Origin of the sequence: Nostoc paludosum FACHB-159 (assembly GCF_014698835.1) — a bacterium.
GTDB classification, from domain to species: domain Bacteria; phylum Cyanobacteriota; class Cyanobacteriia; order Cyanobacteriales; family Nostocaceae; genus Nostoc; species Nostoc paludosum.
This window is the reverse complement of record NZ_JACJTU010000028.1, coordinates 39,001-53,423: the sequence shown is the minus strand read 5'-3', so window position 1 is coordinate 53,423 and position 14,423 is coordinate 39,001. Positions and strand designations below refer to the sequence as shown.

The following is a 14,423-nucleotide window of genomic DNA, read 5'->3' as shown; positions in this document are numbered from 1 at the left end:
CAGCCTCTTATTTCAGAATGGTGACGTTTTCCCCTGCTGTGGGAAGATTTTGCCTGGAAATGACCTGATCGATCAAACCGTAGTTTTTGGCCTCTTCTGCCGACATGAAAAAGTCGCGCTCAGTGTCTGCTTCGATTCTTTCTAAAGGTTGACCAGTATGGTGAGATAGTAACTGATTTAGCTTCGCCTTAACGTAAAGAATTTCTCTGGCTTGAATTTCAATGTCAATAGCTTGCCCTTGAGCGCCACCAAGTGGTTGGTGAATCATGATTCGGGAGTCGGGAAGAGACATTCGCTTACCCGCAGTCCCGGCTGTTAACAAAAACGCTCCCATGCTCGCGGCTAATCCAAAACAGATGGTAACAACATCGGGGCGTATTTGCTGAATTGTATCATAGATTGCCATCCCTGCGTAGACGGAGCCGCCGGGAGAATTAATGTACAGTTGGATATCTTTTTCTGAGTCTTCAGCGTCCAAAAATAACAGCTGAGCGACAATTGAGTTGGCAACGGCGTCGTCTATTGGCGTCCCCAAAAAGATAATCCGCTCTCGCAGCAGGCGGGAGTAGATGTCGAAAGCCCTTTCTCCAATACCAGATTGTTCTACCACCATCGGCACGATGTTGTTAGGGCTACTCATCTGGGAGTTAATGTTTATTTTACTTAAGTTGCTGATGGGATAATTTCCCGACTGCGATACAAGCATAGAAGATTTAACGATAGTTGGGACAGAGCTCTGGGCAGCTGAGGCTGCGTTGTTGACGAGTGAGATTTTTATTTAAGCTACGTGTTAACCATTATGCCTCATATAAATTCCTCTCGTGTAACACAGTATCAAGCCCAGAGGCAAACGGTGTCACTATTTCCTGAAAATCCTTTAATTTTTCTTTTTATTGTGGGCACTGAAGAATTGGTAGATGGAGGAGTGTGGGGAGTGTGGGAAGAGAGGGCAAAAAGATTTCTCCCCTATCCTCCCACACATTTCAATGCCCAATGAGCAATGCCTTGTTTGGCCCATACCCCTCATCTCCTTTAGCTTACCCATTTCACAAGTACTTTAACTCAAGACTGGTGAATGATGGCTGTGGGGTTTTCACGACTCTGCTGTGGCTTCTGTCGAAGGTTCGCCGCTTTGTTCTGTCTCAGGTGCGTTGGTGTCTGTATCTGATTGTGTTGCTTCAGTTTCCTCTGCTGGAGCCAAAGAGCCTTCGGGTACAAGTTCAACTGAGGAGTGTTCTAAGAGCCAGTCAACGATTTTCTCGGTTAAAAGTTCATTTTCCACCATTGAGCGCAATCTTTCTTCGTCAATGTCTTGCTCATCTGGATACTGTTGTAAAAGTTCTGTGACTCTGGCTGCGATTTCGTCTGGTGTGACCTCGATAGACTCGCGTTTCCCAACTTCTCGTAAGGATAAAGAGCGTTTGAGGCGCTCAATTGCTTCAGGGCGCGATCGCTCCCGCAATTGAGGAATAATATCTTGGGTAAACAACTTTCTCACATCTAGTCCTTGCTGAGACAAGCGAATTGCTGTTTGAGTCAGCATTGCATCCACTTCTTTCTCAATTAACGTTGCTGGCAAGTCAATTTCTACGTGCTTGAGCAGTTCCGTTAATAAGGCTTCTTGCTTATTGCTTTTGGTTTTTTCGTCAGCCTCTTTTTGATATCGCTCTACCAGAGATGCTCGTAGCTCCTCCAAAGTTTCAAAATCACTGACTTCTTGGGCAAAGTCGTCATTTAATTCTGGTAACTCTTTTTCCTTGAGTTCTTTAACCGTCACTGTGAAGGTTGCTGCTTTTCCTGCTAAATCTTCATTAGCATATGGGTCTGGAAACTGCGCGGCAATTTCCTTGGTTTCACCAGGATTCATGCCCACAATACCAGAGACAAAACCTGGAATAAATTTATCTTCATACAACTCCAGTTGAAAATCAGTCGCTTCGGCTCCGGGAATCGCCTCTGGTTCGCCTGTTTCCTCTTCACCCTCGGCTTTTGAGAACACACCTTTAAAATCAACTACAGCAACATCACCGATTTGGGCTGCACGTCCTTCTACAGGAATCAATGTTGCCAATTCTTCACGTTGCTTGTTTAAAGTGTTCTCTACTTGTTCTGGATCGTACTTGATTTCCTCTGCTTGGGAACGCAAATCAGTGTACTGCACTAAATTTACTTCTGGTTCGACATCAACAGCTGCCGAAATCGTTAGGGGCTTTCCAGGTTCATAATTATTAATCAAATCCTCAAACGAGGACCGTAATTGCGGCTGACCGATTGCCTGGATGGATTCTTGTTTAACTGCTTGCTCAATACCATCTTGAATTAGTTCTTCTAGGGCTGCTGCCTTTATTCGAGTCGTACCCAGCCGTTGTAGCAATATTGGCCGAGGCACCTTGCCTTTACGAAACCCAGGAATATTGGCAGTACTCGCTAAGTTTTTAATGACTTGTTCGTAAGTTTGCTTGGTAATTTCCGGCGTAATTTCTATTTCCAAGCCAATTTGGCTGGCGGGAAGTTTTTCCTGGGTGACTTTCATGCTTCGTCTCTAGTTTTCTGGTATTTTAAACTCCGAGTACACACAAGACGCAACTAATCGCGTTTATGGCTTGATGTCTCTTAGGGGCAATGGGAGATGCCACAAGGCTTTATGATATCCAAAAATGGATGGTTGTCCTGGGTCAAAGATCTAGTGTACTGCCAATGCCCAAAGACTTGACACTTTAGCTTCATAACAATTAGTCATTGGGAAAGTGGGCATGGGGCATGATAAGGTGGACAAAGGAGACACGGTAGCAATTTTTCTCCCTCATCTTCCCACTCCCAATGAACTGATAACTCACGAATTAATTATCCACTTGCCTGACACCGTGATATCCTGGTTCTCAACGAGTAGTTAGTACTTTAAAGTTATTGTTGTAGTATTTAGTCTAGCTATTAATTTGTGGTAGCAGAGTGCATCTGTTGTCTAGCCCAATAGCTAAATTTAATGTTGTGCTAGCTTGATTCTGTTGGAATTTACAGTATATTTGTCATTTTGATAATGCATTTTGCAACTAAGATGTTTATTACATTTATACGTATAACGCCTCTGAAAAGCTCAAGTGCAGATATACTAATATCATTAATTTCAATGGCGGTTTGTTGTATAGTAATATATAGTTTAAAATTAATGTAAAAATTGAACAAGAATGATTGTAAAATGCAACATACTTAAATTGATGAAATAACTAAAAAATAAATGTATTGGATTGATAGAGATAGACTAAATTAGAAAAAAATCTAAATTTATTCAAAATGTATTTCCAGAGTGCGATCGCTATTTAAATATAAGTAAATTGACAATTGTTCTAAAAAATTACACACAAACCTCTTAAAGGAGGAAGCGAGTTTGTCTAAATCCTATCGTGTAGCTATTTTGGGCGCGACTGGTGCCGTTGGCACAGAGTTGCTGGAATTATTAGAAAGCCGTGCTTTTCCGATTGCTGAGTTAAAGTTATTGGCATCGGAACGAAGCGCAGGCCGATCGCTGCGGTTTAATGGGGAAAATATACCAGTAGAGCAAGTTTGCGATCGCGCTTTTGAAAACGTTGATATCGTACTGGCTAGTGCAGGTGGTTCTACATCTAAAACTTGGGCAAGTGTCGCTGTGGAAAAGGGCGCAGTGGTAATTGATAATTCCAGTGCCTTTCGCATGAACCCCGAAGTCCCCTTAGTAGTACCAGAAGTAAATCCCCAAGCCGCAGCTAATCACCAAGGCATTATTGCTAACCCCAACTGCACAACAATTTTAATGGCGGTGGCAGTATGGCCATTGCATCAAGTTAAACCAGTGCAACGTATTGTAGCCTCAACTTACCAATCTGCTAGCGGTGCTGGGGCAAGAGCAATGGCAGAAGTGAAAACCCAAACCAGCGCTATACTACAAGGACAACCGCCAGTTGCCGAAGTATTGCCCTACCCATTGGCATTTAATTTATTCCCGCATAACTCGCCATTAAACGATTTGGGTTATTGTGAGGAAGAAATGAAAATGGTTAACGAAACCCGAAAGATTTTTGGCAGCCAGCAAATCAGAATTACTGCGACTTGTGTACGGGTTCCCGTACTTCGCGCCCACTCTGAAGCAATTAATTTAGAATTTGCAACTCCCTTTAGTGTAGAGGCAGCTAAAGAAATTCTAAATTCGGCTCCTGGGGTAAAATTGGTAGAAGATTGGAAAAGTAATTATTTTCCGATGCCAATTGAAGCTACGGGTAAGGACGAAGTTCTGGTGGGAAGAATTCGTCAAGATATCTCTCATCCTTGTGGCTTGGAATTATGGTTATGTGGCGATCAAATCCGCAAAGGGGCAGCCTTGAATGCAATACAAATCGCCGAATTATTGGTAGAGAAAAATCTACTCAAACCATTAGTTAATAGTCATTAGTCATTAGTCATTAAGGAAATAAACATGATGACAAAAGATAAATGACAAATAAAAAATGACATTTTAAATTAATTTGCTAATAGCTTATTACAATAGAAAACCACCAAGATATAAAAACATGGGTAATTAGGAGTGACAAACAGGGTGGGAGATTTTGGCAATGTTTTAACCGCTATGATTACGCCGTTTAAAGCAGATGGTAGTGTTAACTACGATCTAGCGGCAGTACTAGCAGCGCATCTAGCCAACAATGGTACAGATACATTGGTGGTATGTGGCACAACAGGGGAATCCCCTACCCTGAGTTGGGACGAGGAATACCAGTTGTTTGTCGAAGTGTTACAGGCTGTGGCAGGGAAAGCTAAGGTAATAGCAGGTTGTGGTTCAAATTCCACCAAAGAAGCGATCGCTGCTACCCAAAAAGCAGCTAAAATAGGAGTACACGGTTCCTTACAGGTTGTTCCTTATTACAACAAACCACCGCAAGCGGGATTAAAAGCACACTTTCAGGCAATAGCGCAAGCCTGTCCCGATTTACCACTGTTGTTATATAACGTCCCCGGTCGTACCGGGCAAAACCTCCAGCCAGAAACAGTTGCCCAGTTAGCTGAGGTAAGCAACATTGTTGGGATAAAAGAATCTACAGGTAGCATAGATCAAGCAACTGAAATTCGCCGCTTGACACCAAAAGAATTCCAGATCTACTCTGGTGATGATTACATGACTTTGCCCATGTTAGCGATCGGGGCAAAGGGTGTAGTAAGTGTGGCTTCTCATCTGGTAGGCAACCAACTACAGCAGATGATCCAAGCTTTTAGTGCGGGTAAAATTGAGGTAGCCAGCGAGATTCATCTCCGACTCTTCCCGTTGTTTAAAGCTTTATTTCTCACTTCAAATCCTATTCCAATTAAAAAGGCACTAAAACTTCAAGGTTGGGAGGTTGGTTCAACTCGTCCGCCGCTATGCGAAGCGGACTCAGAAGTAACTCAAAAGTTAGAAGCAGTTCTTAAAGAACTTAGTTTAATCCAGCCACCAGCTCTTTGAGTGCTGCCAATAGGCGTGCTACTAAACATAGATATAAACTAATGACCCTAATTGTTAGCAAGTTATAGCATTGTGGATGTTAAATTGAGAGTTTCTTTCTAATAAAGAGTTATGTGAATGCATTCGTATCACTAAGTTTTCAAATTTGAAATTGGTATTACTATTTAAAAACCTGTGCTAGGACTAATAGATATACTATGAATCCTTTAGTGTATTGTCCTTTTTATTGAATAAACAATAGAAAATCTCAATTAAAACAAGATTGCTTTGGGACTGACTAAAAAGACAACAGAGGTTGTTTGAAATAAAAGATCGTTAACTATCAACTTAATTAACAAAACGTAACAAACTAAGGAGAAAATGGCTAAAAACGAAGCTAGTAATTCCGCCTTGAAAATTATTCCTTTGGGCGGTTTGCATGAAATTGGCAAAAATACTTGTGTTTTCGAGTACGAAGATGAAATTGTTCTGTTAGATGCAGGATTGGCTTTTCCCACAGAAGCGATGCATGGAGTCAATATTGTTCTCCCAGATACGACCTATCTGCGGGAAAATCGGCACAAAATTAAAGGCATGATCGTTACCCACGGTCATGAAGACCATATTGGTGGGATTGCTTTTCATCTCAAACAATTTGATATACCCGTGATTTACGGCCCAAGACTAGCAATGGCAATGCTAGAGGGTAAATTAGAAGAAGCAGGAGTACGCGATCGCACAGAATTAAGAAAAGTTTTACCGCGTGATGTCGTGCGGATTGGCAAAAACTTTTTAGTGGAATATATCCGTAATACTCATTCTATAGCTGATAGTTTCACAGTTGCCATTCATACGCCACTTGGGGTAATTATTCACACTGGTGATTTTAAAATTGACCACACGCCAGTGGATGGAGAAAGGTTTGACCTGCAACGACTAGCAGAACATGGTGAAAAAGGCGTTCTTTGTTTGCTAAGTGATTCCACTAATTCAGAAGTCCCAGGATTTACACCTTCAGAACGCTCTGTTTATCCCAATCTTGACAGAGTATTTAGTCAAGCTACTGGGCGATTGTTCGTCACCACCTTTGCTTCTAGCGTCCATCGCATCAATATGATTTTAGATCTAGCGAAGAAGCATAACCGTGTAGTGACGGTGGTTGGGCGTTCCATGTTGAACTTGATTGCTCATGCCCGTAATCTAGGTTACATCAAGTGTGAAGATAATCTGCTGCAACCGTTGAACGCAGTCCGCAACCTGCCAGATGAAAGTGTGTTGATTCTGACTACAGGTTCCCAAGGGGAACCAATGTCAGCAATGACCCGCATTGCCAACAAAGAACACCCCCACATCAAAATCCGTCAAGGCGATACAGTAGTATTCTCTGCTAACCCCATTCCGGGAAATACCATCGCTGTAGTCAATACCATTGATAAATTGATGATTCAAGGGGCAAATGTGGTCTATGGTCGGGACAAAGGAATTCACGTCTCCGGTCACGGCTGTCAGGAAGACCAAAAATTAATGATTGCTCTAACTCAGCCGAAGTTCTTTGTGCCATTTCACGGGGAACATCGAATGCTGGTGAAGCACGCCCAAACGGCTCAGAGTATGGGTATACCAGCAGAAAACATGATCGTTATTCAAAATGGTGATGTTATAGAACTGACTGAAAACTCTATCCGGGTTGCTGGTAAAGTACCATCTGGTATTGAATTGGTAGATACCACAAGTTCTGGTATGGTGAGTGCTAAAGTGTTGCAAGAACGCCAACGTATGGCAGAAGAAGGTATTGTTACCATTGCCGCCGCCATCGATTGGAACGGTAAACTGTTAGCAAAACCAGAAATTCACCTGCGGGGTGTAGTTACAAGTTTAGAGCGATCGCTGCTGCAAAAATGGGTACAACAGCGAATTGAAGAAATTCTCACTGTGCGCTGGTCAGAATTTACTGCTGGGGAAGGTGAAGCAGCAGATATAGATTGGGGTGGGTTGCAAGGAACTCTAGAGCGAGAATTGCAACGTTCCATCCGTCGAGAATTGCAATGTCAACCATCTGTAACTTTGTTGATGCAAATTCCTGAAGAACCGCCGGTGAAAGTTGCCGATGGGAGAAGACGGCGGACTCGGACTGCTGCTCAGGTGGCATCGTAATAAGAAGCTCACGCAAAGGCGCAGAGACGCAGAGATTTTAAGAGCGTCTTTGCGCTTTTGTGTGAGATTGAATCTATTGACCGGGACTATAACCAAAAAACCTGTGAGTATGCAGTTATGGGTGTGGTCGAATATTGGATTGTTGACACTTTGGAAAATAAAGTAACTGTGTGTTTGCTAAATCAGGGAAGTTATAAGCAAACTGTGTTTATCCCACACCAAAGGATTGTTTCTCAAACGTTCCCAGAATTAACCCTGACTATTCAGCAGGTGTCATAAGATAAGCCACATCCTTAATGAACCCAGAGGTACGTTAAAAGTAGAGTACACAATGTTACTGGTACTCCAAACCTGAGATGTTCCCAGAAAGTTAGCTTGTAACCTAAATCAGCAGCAGCTTCTACAACTATCAAGTTCGCAACTGAACCAAACAAAGTCAAATTACCTGCCAAGGTTGAACCCGCTGCCAGTAATAGCCAATACTTGGCATCGCCTTGAGGAATCAGGGGATGCAGTAGGAGTACAGCAGGCACATTAGAAATTAAGTTAGACAAAACAACAGTTACACCCAAAAAACTCGCAGCAGAGTTAACAGCGTGGGTAAATGGTTGGAGTAAATTCAATTTCTGGGTGACTCGCGTCAAGATAAACAATCCAGAAAACATTACCAGCAGATTCCAATCCAGTTTTTGCAAAATCCGTTGGGGTTTAACCCGGCGAGTGATTAGCAACAAGCTAGCAGCAACTAAAGCAGACTCAGCTAAGGGTAAGCCGACAGTAAATGCAATCAGCAACCCAGCTGTAATTACTAATGTTTTATTAAATAAAGGTTTAAAAATACGTTGGTTGGTGGTGGGTAATACTTGGCACGGTTTGATTGAGCGCACATTTGGATAAAGTAGCCACAGTAATCCTACCTGAACTACCAAGCCTAAAAGGGCAACAGGAGCTAATACACGCAGAAAATCTAGGTAGGGAATAGCTGAAAAGGAACCTATGAGGATATTTTGAGGATTGCCGCTCAAGGTAGCTACCGAGCCTATATTAGTTGCACCAGCGATCGCTAGTAAATAAGGAATCGGATTTAAACCCAAAGTTTGAGTCAGGCTCAAGGTTAAGGGTGTAAAAATCAGCGCTATGGTGTCATTGAGAAAAAAGGCTGAAAGAATACCGCTGCCAAAAGTTAAAGCAATTAGCAAACCTAAAGGACTCTGAGTCACACTCAGTATTACAGATAGCGATCGCCGAAAAAACCCTGCATAGGATAGGTTGGCGTTCACTACCATCATGCTCAACAGAAACACGATGGTATTAGCATCGATAGCCTGCCATGCTTCCTGTAAATTTAGAACACCTAAAGCAATTAAAAAAGCAGAACCGACTAAAGCAATGGTGGCGCGGTTCATGCGTAAGCCCGGAATGTAGCCCAATGCTAACCCCAGGTAAGTTAATCCTAAAACGCTATAGGTAGCAAATTGTAGAAAAATCACTAATATTAGCCTGATTATTCTAGTTAGGCAGACTTTGTTGGGGTAGCCTCATACTCAAGACTAAGAGGAATTTTTCTCTCTGTTTCTAACGCATTGAGCTAGCAATTTACAGGCCACAAACGCCCAACAGCGCGAAAACACAGAGACTGAAGACTGCCCACCAGGGCATTACTGTTATTTCTACTTACAAAAAATACTTTCAAAAACATTTCATTTTAAGTTTTGTAAATGTTAAACTAAAACCTACCCAACGGTGGATGTCTTCATTAAAATTTAAACTGTGTCAAGCTACGAACAAGATTACATTACTACACTACCGATCCCGCGAAAATTGCGGTTAACTTAACGTAGTAATAAATTAGTTTCTGACTTAAGTGGCTAATCGGGTATTACATTATATCAGAGTCAGGACACGAATATTCCGGAAAGTTCGTTGCCACGTTGTATACATTCACCAGAAAGGTGAACAGCCTCAATAATACAGAGGATTAACCATGAAGGTATTTGATAATACCACAAAAAATATTTTTCTGGCAAGCTGGGTCTCAATCAATCAATCAGAGACTAGTGAAGATCGAGGAACCAAGCTAAGCCGTCCTGTTTCCAAGCCCCACTGGAACATTCTCCAACCTTTAAAGCAGCGAGTAGATAGCATTCAAGTGCGCGATCGCCAACTAGCTCACCGCTTGTGTAAACTGATTCCATCTCAGTGTCCCTTTGAGCGAGATGTCAAATTATTCGGCAAAACCTTATTTCACATTCCGCCCATGTGTAAGCTCAACCCCTTATATGAAGAAGTGGTTGGTTTACGTTTCCGAGCACTGTGCTATCTAGCCGACGAGTGTGGCGAAGATGTATCGCAGTACTGTTAATTAACTTAAAAGTAAGGAGTTAGGAATTAGTTAGGAGTGAGGAGTGAGGAGTTAGGAATTAGTTAGGAGTGAGGAGTTAAGAGTTAGTTAGGAGTGAAGAGTTAAAAATAAAACTTATAACTCCTAACTTTTAACTTATAACTCCTAACTCCCAACTCCTAACTCCTAACTCCTAACTCCTAACTCCTAACTCTTAACTCCTAACTCCCAACTTTTAACTCCTAACTTTTAATTATTTTTTTCGCCATTTTTGGATAGCATCCTGAGCATCTTCGTAAGAAGCTGTCTCCTCTGGTACTAAAGTAGCAGTTTCAATTGCAGCATTGAGTTCTCCTTGGGCGGCGCGACGCTTGGCGAGATCTAAAATTTTCTCACTCCATTTATCGATTGATTTTTGGGCGGTATCGAAGCCTGGTTGACCTGGTGGTACTTTTTTCGCAACTTCGATCGCCCGATTGTAAGTAGAGGCTTGTCCGGGCTGAATTAAGGCGTTAGCTGCATCTAAAAGAGTTGTGTTACTGACATATTGCTTGCCTTCTAGCCGCCATAAATTAATTGCCGCTTGTGCTTTAGCATAAAGCGGCTCGTTTTTGGTGATTAATCGAGCCGCAGCAATAGCGCTAGCATACTGTCTTTGCTTGGCACGACCTTCTGCTAAATCTAAAATCATCCGGCTCCAAATCTTAATATTTTCCTGAGCTTGCTCGTACAATGGCTCACCAGGTTTAATTCTCCTGGCTGTAGCGATCGCTAAGCTCAAATCGCTAGCCTGAGTTTCTTGGAGCGACATTTTCGCCAAGTCTAATACTGCTTGATTGCGCTTTTGCGACTCGGAACTCAAGGCTGTTTGGGCGCTAGATTGATTTTTTGGTCTAACTGGTTGGCTGGTTCTAATTATCGAGGGGTCATTTGGTAAATTCTGGAAAGCCTGGGGACTACTGGCAGTAGCATTGGGCGATCTGCTTGATATTTCTTTAATTCTAAAAGTTTCTTGATTACGCAGAAAAAGTACCGCCATTAAACCTGCTACTACCAAACTGCCTCCACCCCATAAAATAAACTGTTTCCACAAAGGCGTGTTTGAATGATTTTGTGGGAATTGAGAGACGTGGGCTTGGGAGGAGTCAGGGATAAATCTTCCCCTCGCGTTCATTCCTATGGAAGTTTCTGGTGGTGGATTTGTGTTTCCTTGCGACTGGGAAACCAAGCCAGCAGCCGACTGCTGGATTTGTTTGCGATTAGACTTTTGGACTTTGGAGTTAATAGTTGTTTCTCCCCATCTGCCCTGATTTCGAGAGTAATCGTCCAGGGGAGGAGCTGCAAGGGCAATGGCAAAGGATTCTTCTGGATAAATCACCGCTTCTGATTCCAAATCGCTTCCTATTGCCAATTTTGGTAAGATTACTTGCGGTTTTGATGGGATGATAATGGCAGGGTTTTGGATGGGACGCCAGTGGTGCTGGCATAATTTGGGCACCAGAAGACTCAGGTAACTTTCTAAATCTGCCAAGTTGTTGCCATTACCAGAACGCAAAGCTTCTAACAATGCTGCTGTAAAAAATCCGTGCCCTAGTTCGCTACTCTCGTGGGAAAACTGCTCTGGTTGACAAGAAAAAATTGTGGCAAGTTCTAATTCTTGAGCTAGTTCTATGGTTTCTTCACCAACGGGAGCATCTGCTTGGGTGCCAAAAGCACGGTTAATATCAAGCAGTAGCAAGACATTCAACTCAGCTAGTTGGAGACTTTGCATTAGCGATCGCAATTCTATGCCTGTCTCTGGCACAAGTTCGGGGTTACCCTCCGCTGGCATTAAGTAATCTTTGCCTTTGTAGTTGACTCCATAACCACTAAAAAATAACCATAGATAGTCTTGTGGTTGCCAACATGTCGCGGCCAAATCCTCAAGCAGCAATAAAATATTTTCTTTAGTCGGATAGGTGGATCTATCTTTGATTAGTGGTGAGGTATCCGTCATTAGCAGGCAATGTTCGGGGACAAAACCTGCCTCTGTCACCAAAATATCCTTTAATGCCTCAGCATCTGCTTGGGCACAACTTAAAGGTTGAAATAACTGATATTGATTGATGCCAATAGCGATCGCCCAGTAATTTGCCATCCCGCTCTTTGTCGGTTATTGTTTGCTCGTCTGAAAATTGCGGTTGGCTTTGTCTAAAAAACAAAGCTAACCTGATGTTTTCTAGTCTAGGTGATTCTCATCGAATCTTAGGATAAAATGTAATTTTTATTACGTTAGCTGACCGGAAAATACTTTCACCTAATTTCAATTTACAAATCGTTATTCAGGAGCTATAAGGTCATGAGCCAAATTTCTGCTCACATACCATCATCGATCGCTTCCTTTTCAGTTATTAGCCAAATTGCCAGAAAAATCCGGATAGTTCCTTTAGCATTTTTGCTTATATCTACTGTTCCTACGTGGTTTTTGACCGAAGCAATCGCCCCTCAAGTTGTGCGAGCTTACACCGCTAGAGTTGACCTAGCGATCGATCGCCTGCCAGAAGAAAACTACGAAACCATTCTGCGACGAGCAGAAGCGGCCGCGAGAGCAGCTGCTCAGCGGAGCTTTGACCAAGATATTTTAGTGACAGATGTTTCAATAATTATCTCCGTACAAAGTTATGGAGCGATCGCACCAGTCCTAACATTAGAAGTTAGTCGTCCAGAATGGCGCAACCGTCCCGACGCTCAAAATTGGGCAACTTACTTCAAAACCGCGCGATCGCTACTATTCTTTGAAAAATGATGAGGGGGATGAAGGAGGCAGGGGGGCAGAGGGGATAATTCCTAACTCTTAACTCGGCACTCTCCATGCCCCATGCCCCATACCCCATGCCCAATGCCCCATGCCCAATGCCCAATGCCTTTACTTAATTCTTGGCTAAATTGGCGTCCTTGGCGTCAGTGAATGGCCTAAAATAAGAAGGTTGTCAAAAATCACGATATCTGCTGACATGGCTGTTCCTAAGAAGAAAACTTCCAAATCAAAACGAGATAAACGCCGAGCTACTTGGAGGCACAAAGCTGCCATCCAAGCTCAGAAAGCTCTCTCTCTGGGCAAGTCTATTTTGACCGGACGTTCTACATTTGTATATCCATCTGCTGAAGAAGAGGAAGAAGAATCATAATTTTCCAGTCAGGAAAAGCATGAACGGCATCGATAGATTTGATTGGCAAAAGTCACAGATCAAATTTATCATTAATGGATAAATGCTTTTTCTTAGCTTTCCTGATTGGAAAATGAATTATAGATACTCTACACAAGCTTATTAGATCTAGAAAATTGGTAGTGAGTAATTGGGAACATCCATTACCCATTACCTATCATTTATCAGTAATGATTAAGTAAGCTAATGTGCTTCCAAGTTATACATTCTCTGGTTAGGACTGTCATTAGTTATTGGTCATCGCTCATTTGCAAATAACGAACGAGAAACTGCCAAGTCTCTAGCAATATTCCTTAGGGTGCGTCGGGTTGTGTCAATAGAGTAGCTATTCGCCGTCTCCCCAATCCTCTAGCTCCCTTATTCCCCAGGTAAAGAACTTGATAAGAGAGGACAAATGGCAAATGACAAATAATAAAAGACAACCAGATAAAGTAACTACGAAATTTAAATGTGTTTTACCCTAATCATATTCAAGGGTAAAGTATCTGGCGCTGTTAGCAATTCAGCACAAAAGTTTGCAAATATTTTGATTTTGAGAAAACTTATTTTTCTCCCATTATGTTAGGAAAATTCTTTCAGAAGCCGGGAAAAGAAGACGACCAACGTGTTCCTCCAGGTCAACATTTAGCCAAAGGTTTCCCTGTATTAACTTACGGTGCAACTCCCCAAGTTAGCATTGAAGAATGGCAATTTCGGGTTTGGGGTTTAGCGAAACCAGCTACTTTTAATTGGTCAGATTTTATGGCGCTACCTCAACATGAATTCACAGCGGATTTCCACTGTGTAACGCGCTGGTCTAAACTCGATGTCAAATGGACTGGTATTAAAGTAACAGATTTTATGGGTCTAATTGAGGTAGACCCTAAAGTAGCCCACATTATGGAACACTGCTATGGCGGCTACACTACTAATATTTCTATGGAAGACTTTATGCGGGAAGAAAACTTCTTTGCCTTTAAAGTTTTTGGTGAAGATCTTCCAGTTGAACATGGTGGCCCAATGCGCCTAGTGGTTCCTCACCTCTACGCTTGGAAAAGTGCTAAGTGGATTAATGGTTTAGAGTTTTTACCTAGTGAAGAACTCGGTTTTTGGGAACGCAATGGCTACCACCGCCGTGGAGAACCTTGGAAAGAGGAGCGTTATAGCAACGCATTTGGGTTTTAAGAGTTAGGAGTTAGGAGTTAGAAATTTTTAACTAACAACTTTCTTAAAGTCATAACTCATTACTCATAATTCTTCAGTTTTAACTCCTCACTCCCAACTTTTAACTCCTAAC

13 protein-coding genes and 1 pseudogene are annotated in these 14,423 nt (G+C 42.3%); 10 read left to right on the top strand and 4 right to left on the bottom strand.

Annotation, left to right across the window (positions count from 1 at the left end; translation table 11 throughout):
• Positions 1-7 precede the first annotated feature (7 nt).
• A complete protein-coding gene (gene clpP, locus H6H03_RS25215) occupies positions 8-706 on the bottom strand; it encodes an ATP-dependent Clp endopeptidase proteolytic subunit ClpP (RefSeq protein WP_190957797.1) in 699 nt (232 codons plus the stop codon).
• A gap of 93 nt (positions 707-799) precedes the next feature.
• On the opposite strand from clpP, the gene H6H03_RS25210 reads away from it, so the two are divergent.
• On the top strand, positions 800-997 hold the full coding sequence (locus H6H03_RS25210; RefSeq protein ID WP_190957796.1) for a hypothetical protein: 198 nt from the start codon (positions 800-802) through the stop codon (positions 995-997).
• 96 nt (positions 998-1,093) lie between these two features.
• On the opposite strand, the gene tig is transcribed toward H6H03_RS25210, so the two are convergent.
• Positions 1,094-2,533 carry a trigger factor gene (gene tig / locus H6H03_RS25205; protein ID WP_190957795.1) on the bottom strand — a complete coding sequence of 480 codons (1,440 nt, stop codon included), beginning with the start codon at positions 2,531-2,533 and terminating at the stop codon, positions 1,094-1,096.
• Positions 2,534-2,753: 220 nt separating this feature from the next.
• Here tig and H6H03_RS25200 point away from each other — a divergent pair, with 220 nt between their 5' ends.
• From H6H03_RS25200 to H6H03_RS25180, 5 genes and pseudogenes are all read left to right on the top strand, one after another.
• Entirely contained in the window at positions 2,754-2,894 is a 141-nt protein-coding gene (locus H6H03_RS25200; protein WP_190957794.1) for a hypothetical protein, read from the top strand.
• 491 nt (positions 2,895-3,385) lie between these two features.
• Positions 3,386-4,423: an aspartate-semialdehyde dehydrogenase gene (locus H6H03_RS25195; protein WP_190957793.1), complete on the top strand. Its 1,038-nt coding sequence runs from the start codon at positions 3,386-3,388 to the stop codon at positions 4,421-4,423.
• Between the two features lie 144 nt (positions 4,424-4,567).
• Positions 4,568-5,467: a 4-hydroxy-tetrahydrodipicolinate synthase gene (dapA, locus tag H6H03_RS25190; protein WP_190957830.1), complete on the top strand. Its 900-nt coding sequence runs from the start codon at positions 4,568-4,570 to the stop codon at positions 5,465-5,467.
• A 360-nt stretch (positions 5,468-5,827) separates the two neighbouring features.
• Positions 5,828-7,600, top strand: a complete 1,773-nt coding sequence (locus H6H03_RS25185) for a ribonuclease J (RefSeq protein ID WP_190957792.1) — start codon at positions 5,828-5,830, stop codon at positions 7,598-7,600.
• Positions 7,601-7,645: 45 nt separating this feature from the next.
• Positions 7,646-7,879, top strand: a pseudogene (locus tag H6H03_RS25180) (Uma2 family endonuclease); the annotation flags it as partial.
• A 14-nt stretch (positions 7,880-7,893) separates the two neighbouring features.
• Here the strand turns inward: H6H03_RS25180 and H6H03_RS25175 are convergent.
• Entirely contained in the window at positions 7,894-9,090 is a 1,197-nt protein-coding gene (locus tag H6H03_RS25175; protein WP_190957790.1) for an anion transporter, read from the bottom strand.
• 494 nt (positions 9,091-9,584) lie between these two features.
• On the opposite strand from H6H03_RS25175, the gene H6H03_RS25170 reads away from it, so the two are divergent.
• Positions 9,585-9,962: a Mo-dependent nitrogenase C-terminal domain-containing protein gene (locus H6H03_RS25170; protein ID WP_190957789.1), complete on the top strand. Its 378-nt coding sequence runs from the start codon at positions 9,585-9,587 to the stop codon at positions 9,960-9,962.
• Between the two features lie 232 nt (positions 9,963-10,194).
• Here the strand turns inward: H6H03_RS25170 and H6H03_RS25165 are convergent, their stop codons facing one another.
• Positions 10,195-12,078, bottom strand: a complete 1,884-nt coding sequence (locus H6H03_RS25165; protein WP_190957788.1) for a caspase family protein — start codon at positions 12,076-12,078, stop codon at positions 10,195-10,197.
• A gap of 201 nt (positions 12,079-12,279) precedes the next feature.
• On the opposite strand from H6H03_RS25165, the gene H6H03_RS25160 reads away from it, so the two are divergent.
• The 3 genes from H6H03_RS25160 to H6H03_RS25150 all read left to right on the top strand — a co-directional run bounded on the left by H6H03_RS25160 (position 12,280) and on the right by H6H03_RS25150 (position 14,311).
• On the top strand, positions 12,280-12,726 hold the full coding sequence (locus H6H03_RS25160; RefSeq protein ID WP_096536084.1) for a hypothetical protein: 447 nt from the start codon (positions 12,280-12,282) through the stop codon (positions 12,724-12,726).
• A 208-nt stretch (positions 12,727-12,934) separates the two neighbouring features.
• Positions 12,935-13,108, top strand: coding sequence for a 50S ribosomal protein L32 (rpmF, locus tag H6H03_RS25155; RefSeq protein ID WP_096536082.1), 174 nt, complete (start codon positions 12,935-12,937; stop codon positions 13,106-13,108).
• 597 nt (positions 13,109-13,705) lie between these two features.
• Positions 13,706-14,311 (top strand): sulfite oxidase-like oxidoreductase, encoded by a 606-nt coding sequence (locus tag H6H03_RS25150; RefSeq protein WP_190957787.1) that lies wholly within the window; start codon positions 13,706-13,708, stop codon positions 14,309-14,311.
• The last annotated feature ends 112 nt before the right edge of the window (positions 14,312-14,423 follow it).

Coding starts and splice junctions, on each gene's coding strand:
- clpP (WP_190957797.1), bottom strand. CDS start 706: ATGCTTGTATCGCAGTCGGGAAATTATCCCATCAGCAACTTAAGTAAA.
- H6H03_RS25210 (WP_190957796.1), top strand. CDS start 800: ATGCCTCATATAAATTCCTCTCGTGTAACACAGTATCAAGCCCAGAGG.
- tig (WP_190957795.1), bottom strand. CDS start 2,533: ATGAAAGTCACCCAGGAAAAACTTCCCGCCAGCCAAATTGGCTTGGAA.
- H6H03_RS25200 (WP_190957794.1), top strand. CDS start 2,754: ATGGGGCATGATAAGGTGGACAAAGGAGACACGGTAGCAATTTTTCTC.
- H6H03_RS25185 (WP_190957792.1), top strand. CDS start 5,828: ATGGCTAAAAACGAAGCTAGTAATTCCGCCTTGAAAATTATTCCTTTG.
- H6H03_RS25170 (WP_190957789.1), top strand. CDS start 9,585: ATGAAGGTATTTGATAATACCACAAAAAATATTTTTCTGGCAAGCTGG.
- H6H03_RS25165 (WP_190957788.1), bottom strand. CDS start 12,078: ATGGCAAATTACTGGGCGATCGCTATTGGCATCAATCAATATCAGTTA.
- H6H03_RS25160 (WP_096536084.1), top strand. CDS start 12,280: ATGAGCCAAATTTCTGCTCACATACCATCATCGATCGCTTCCTTTTCA.
- rpmF (WP_096536082.1), top strand. CDS start 12,935: ATGGCTGTTCCTAAGAAGAAAACTTCCAAATCAAAACGAGATAAACGC.
- H6H03_RS25150 (WP_190957787.1), top strand. CDS start 13,706: ATGTTAGGAAAATTCTTTCAGAAGCCGGGAAAAGAAGACGACCAACGT.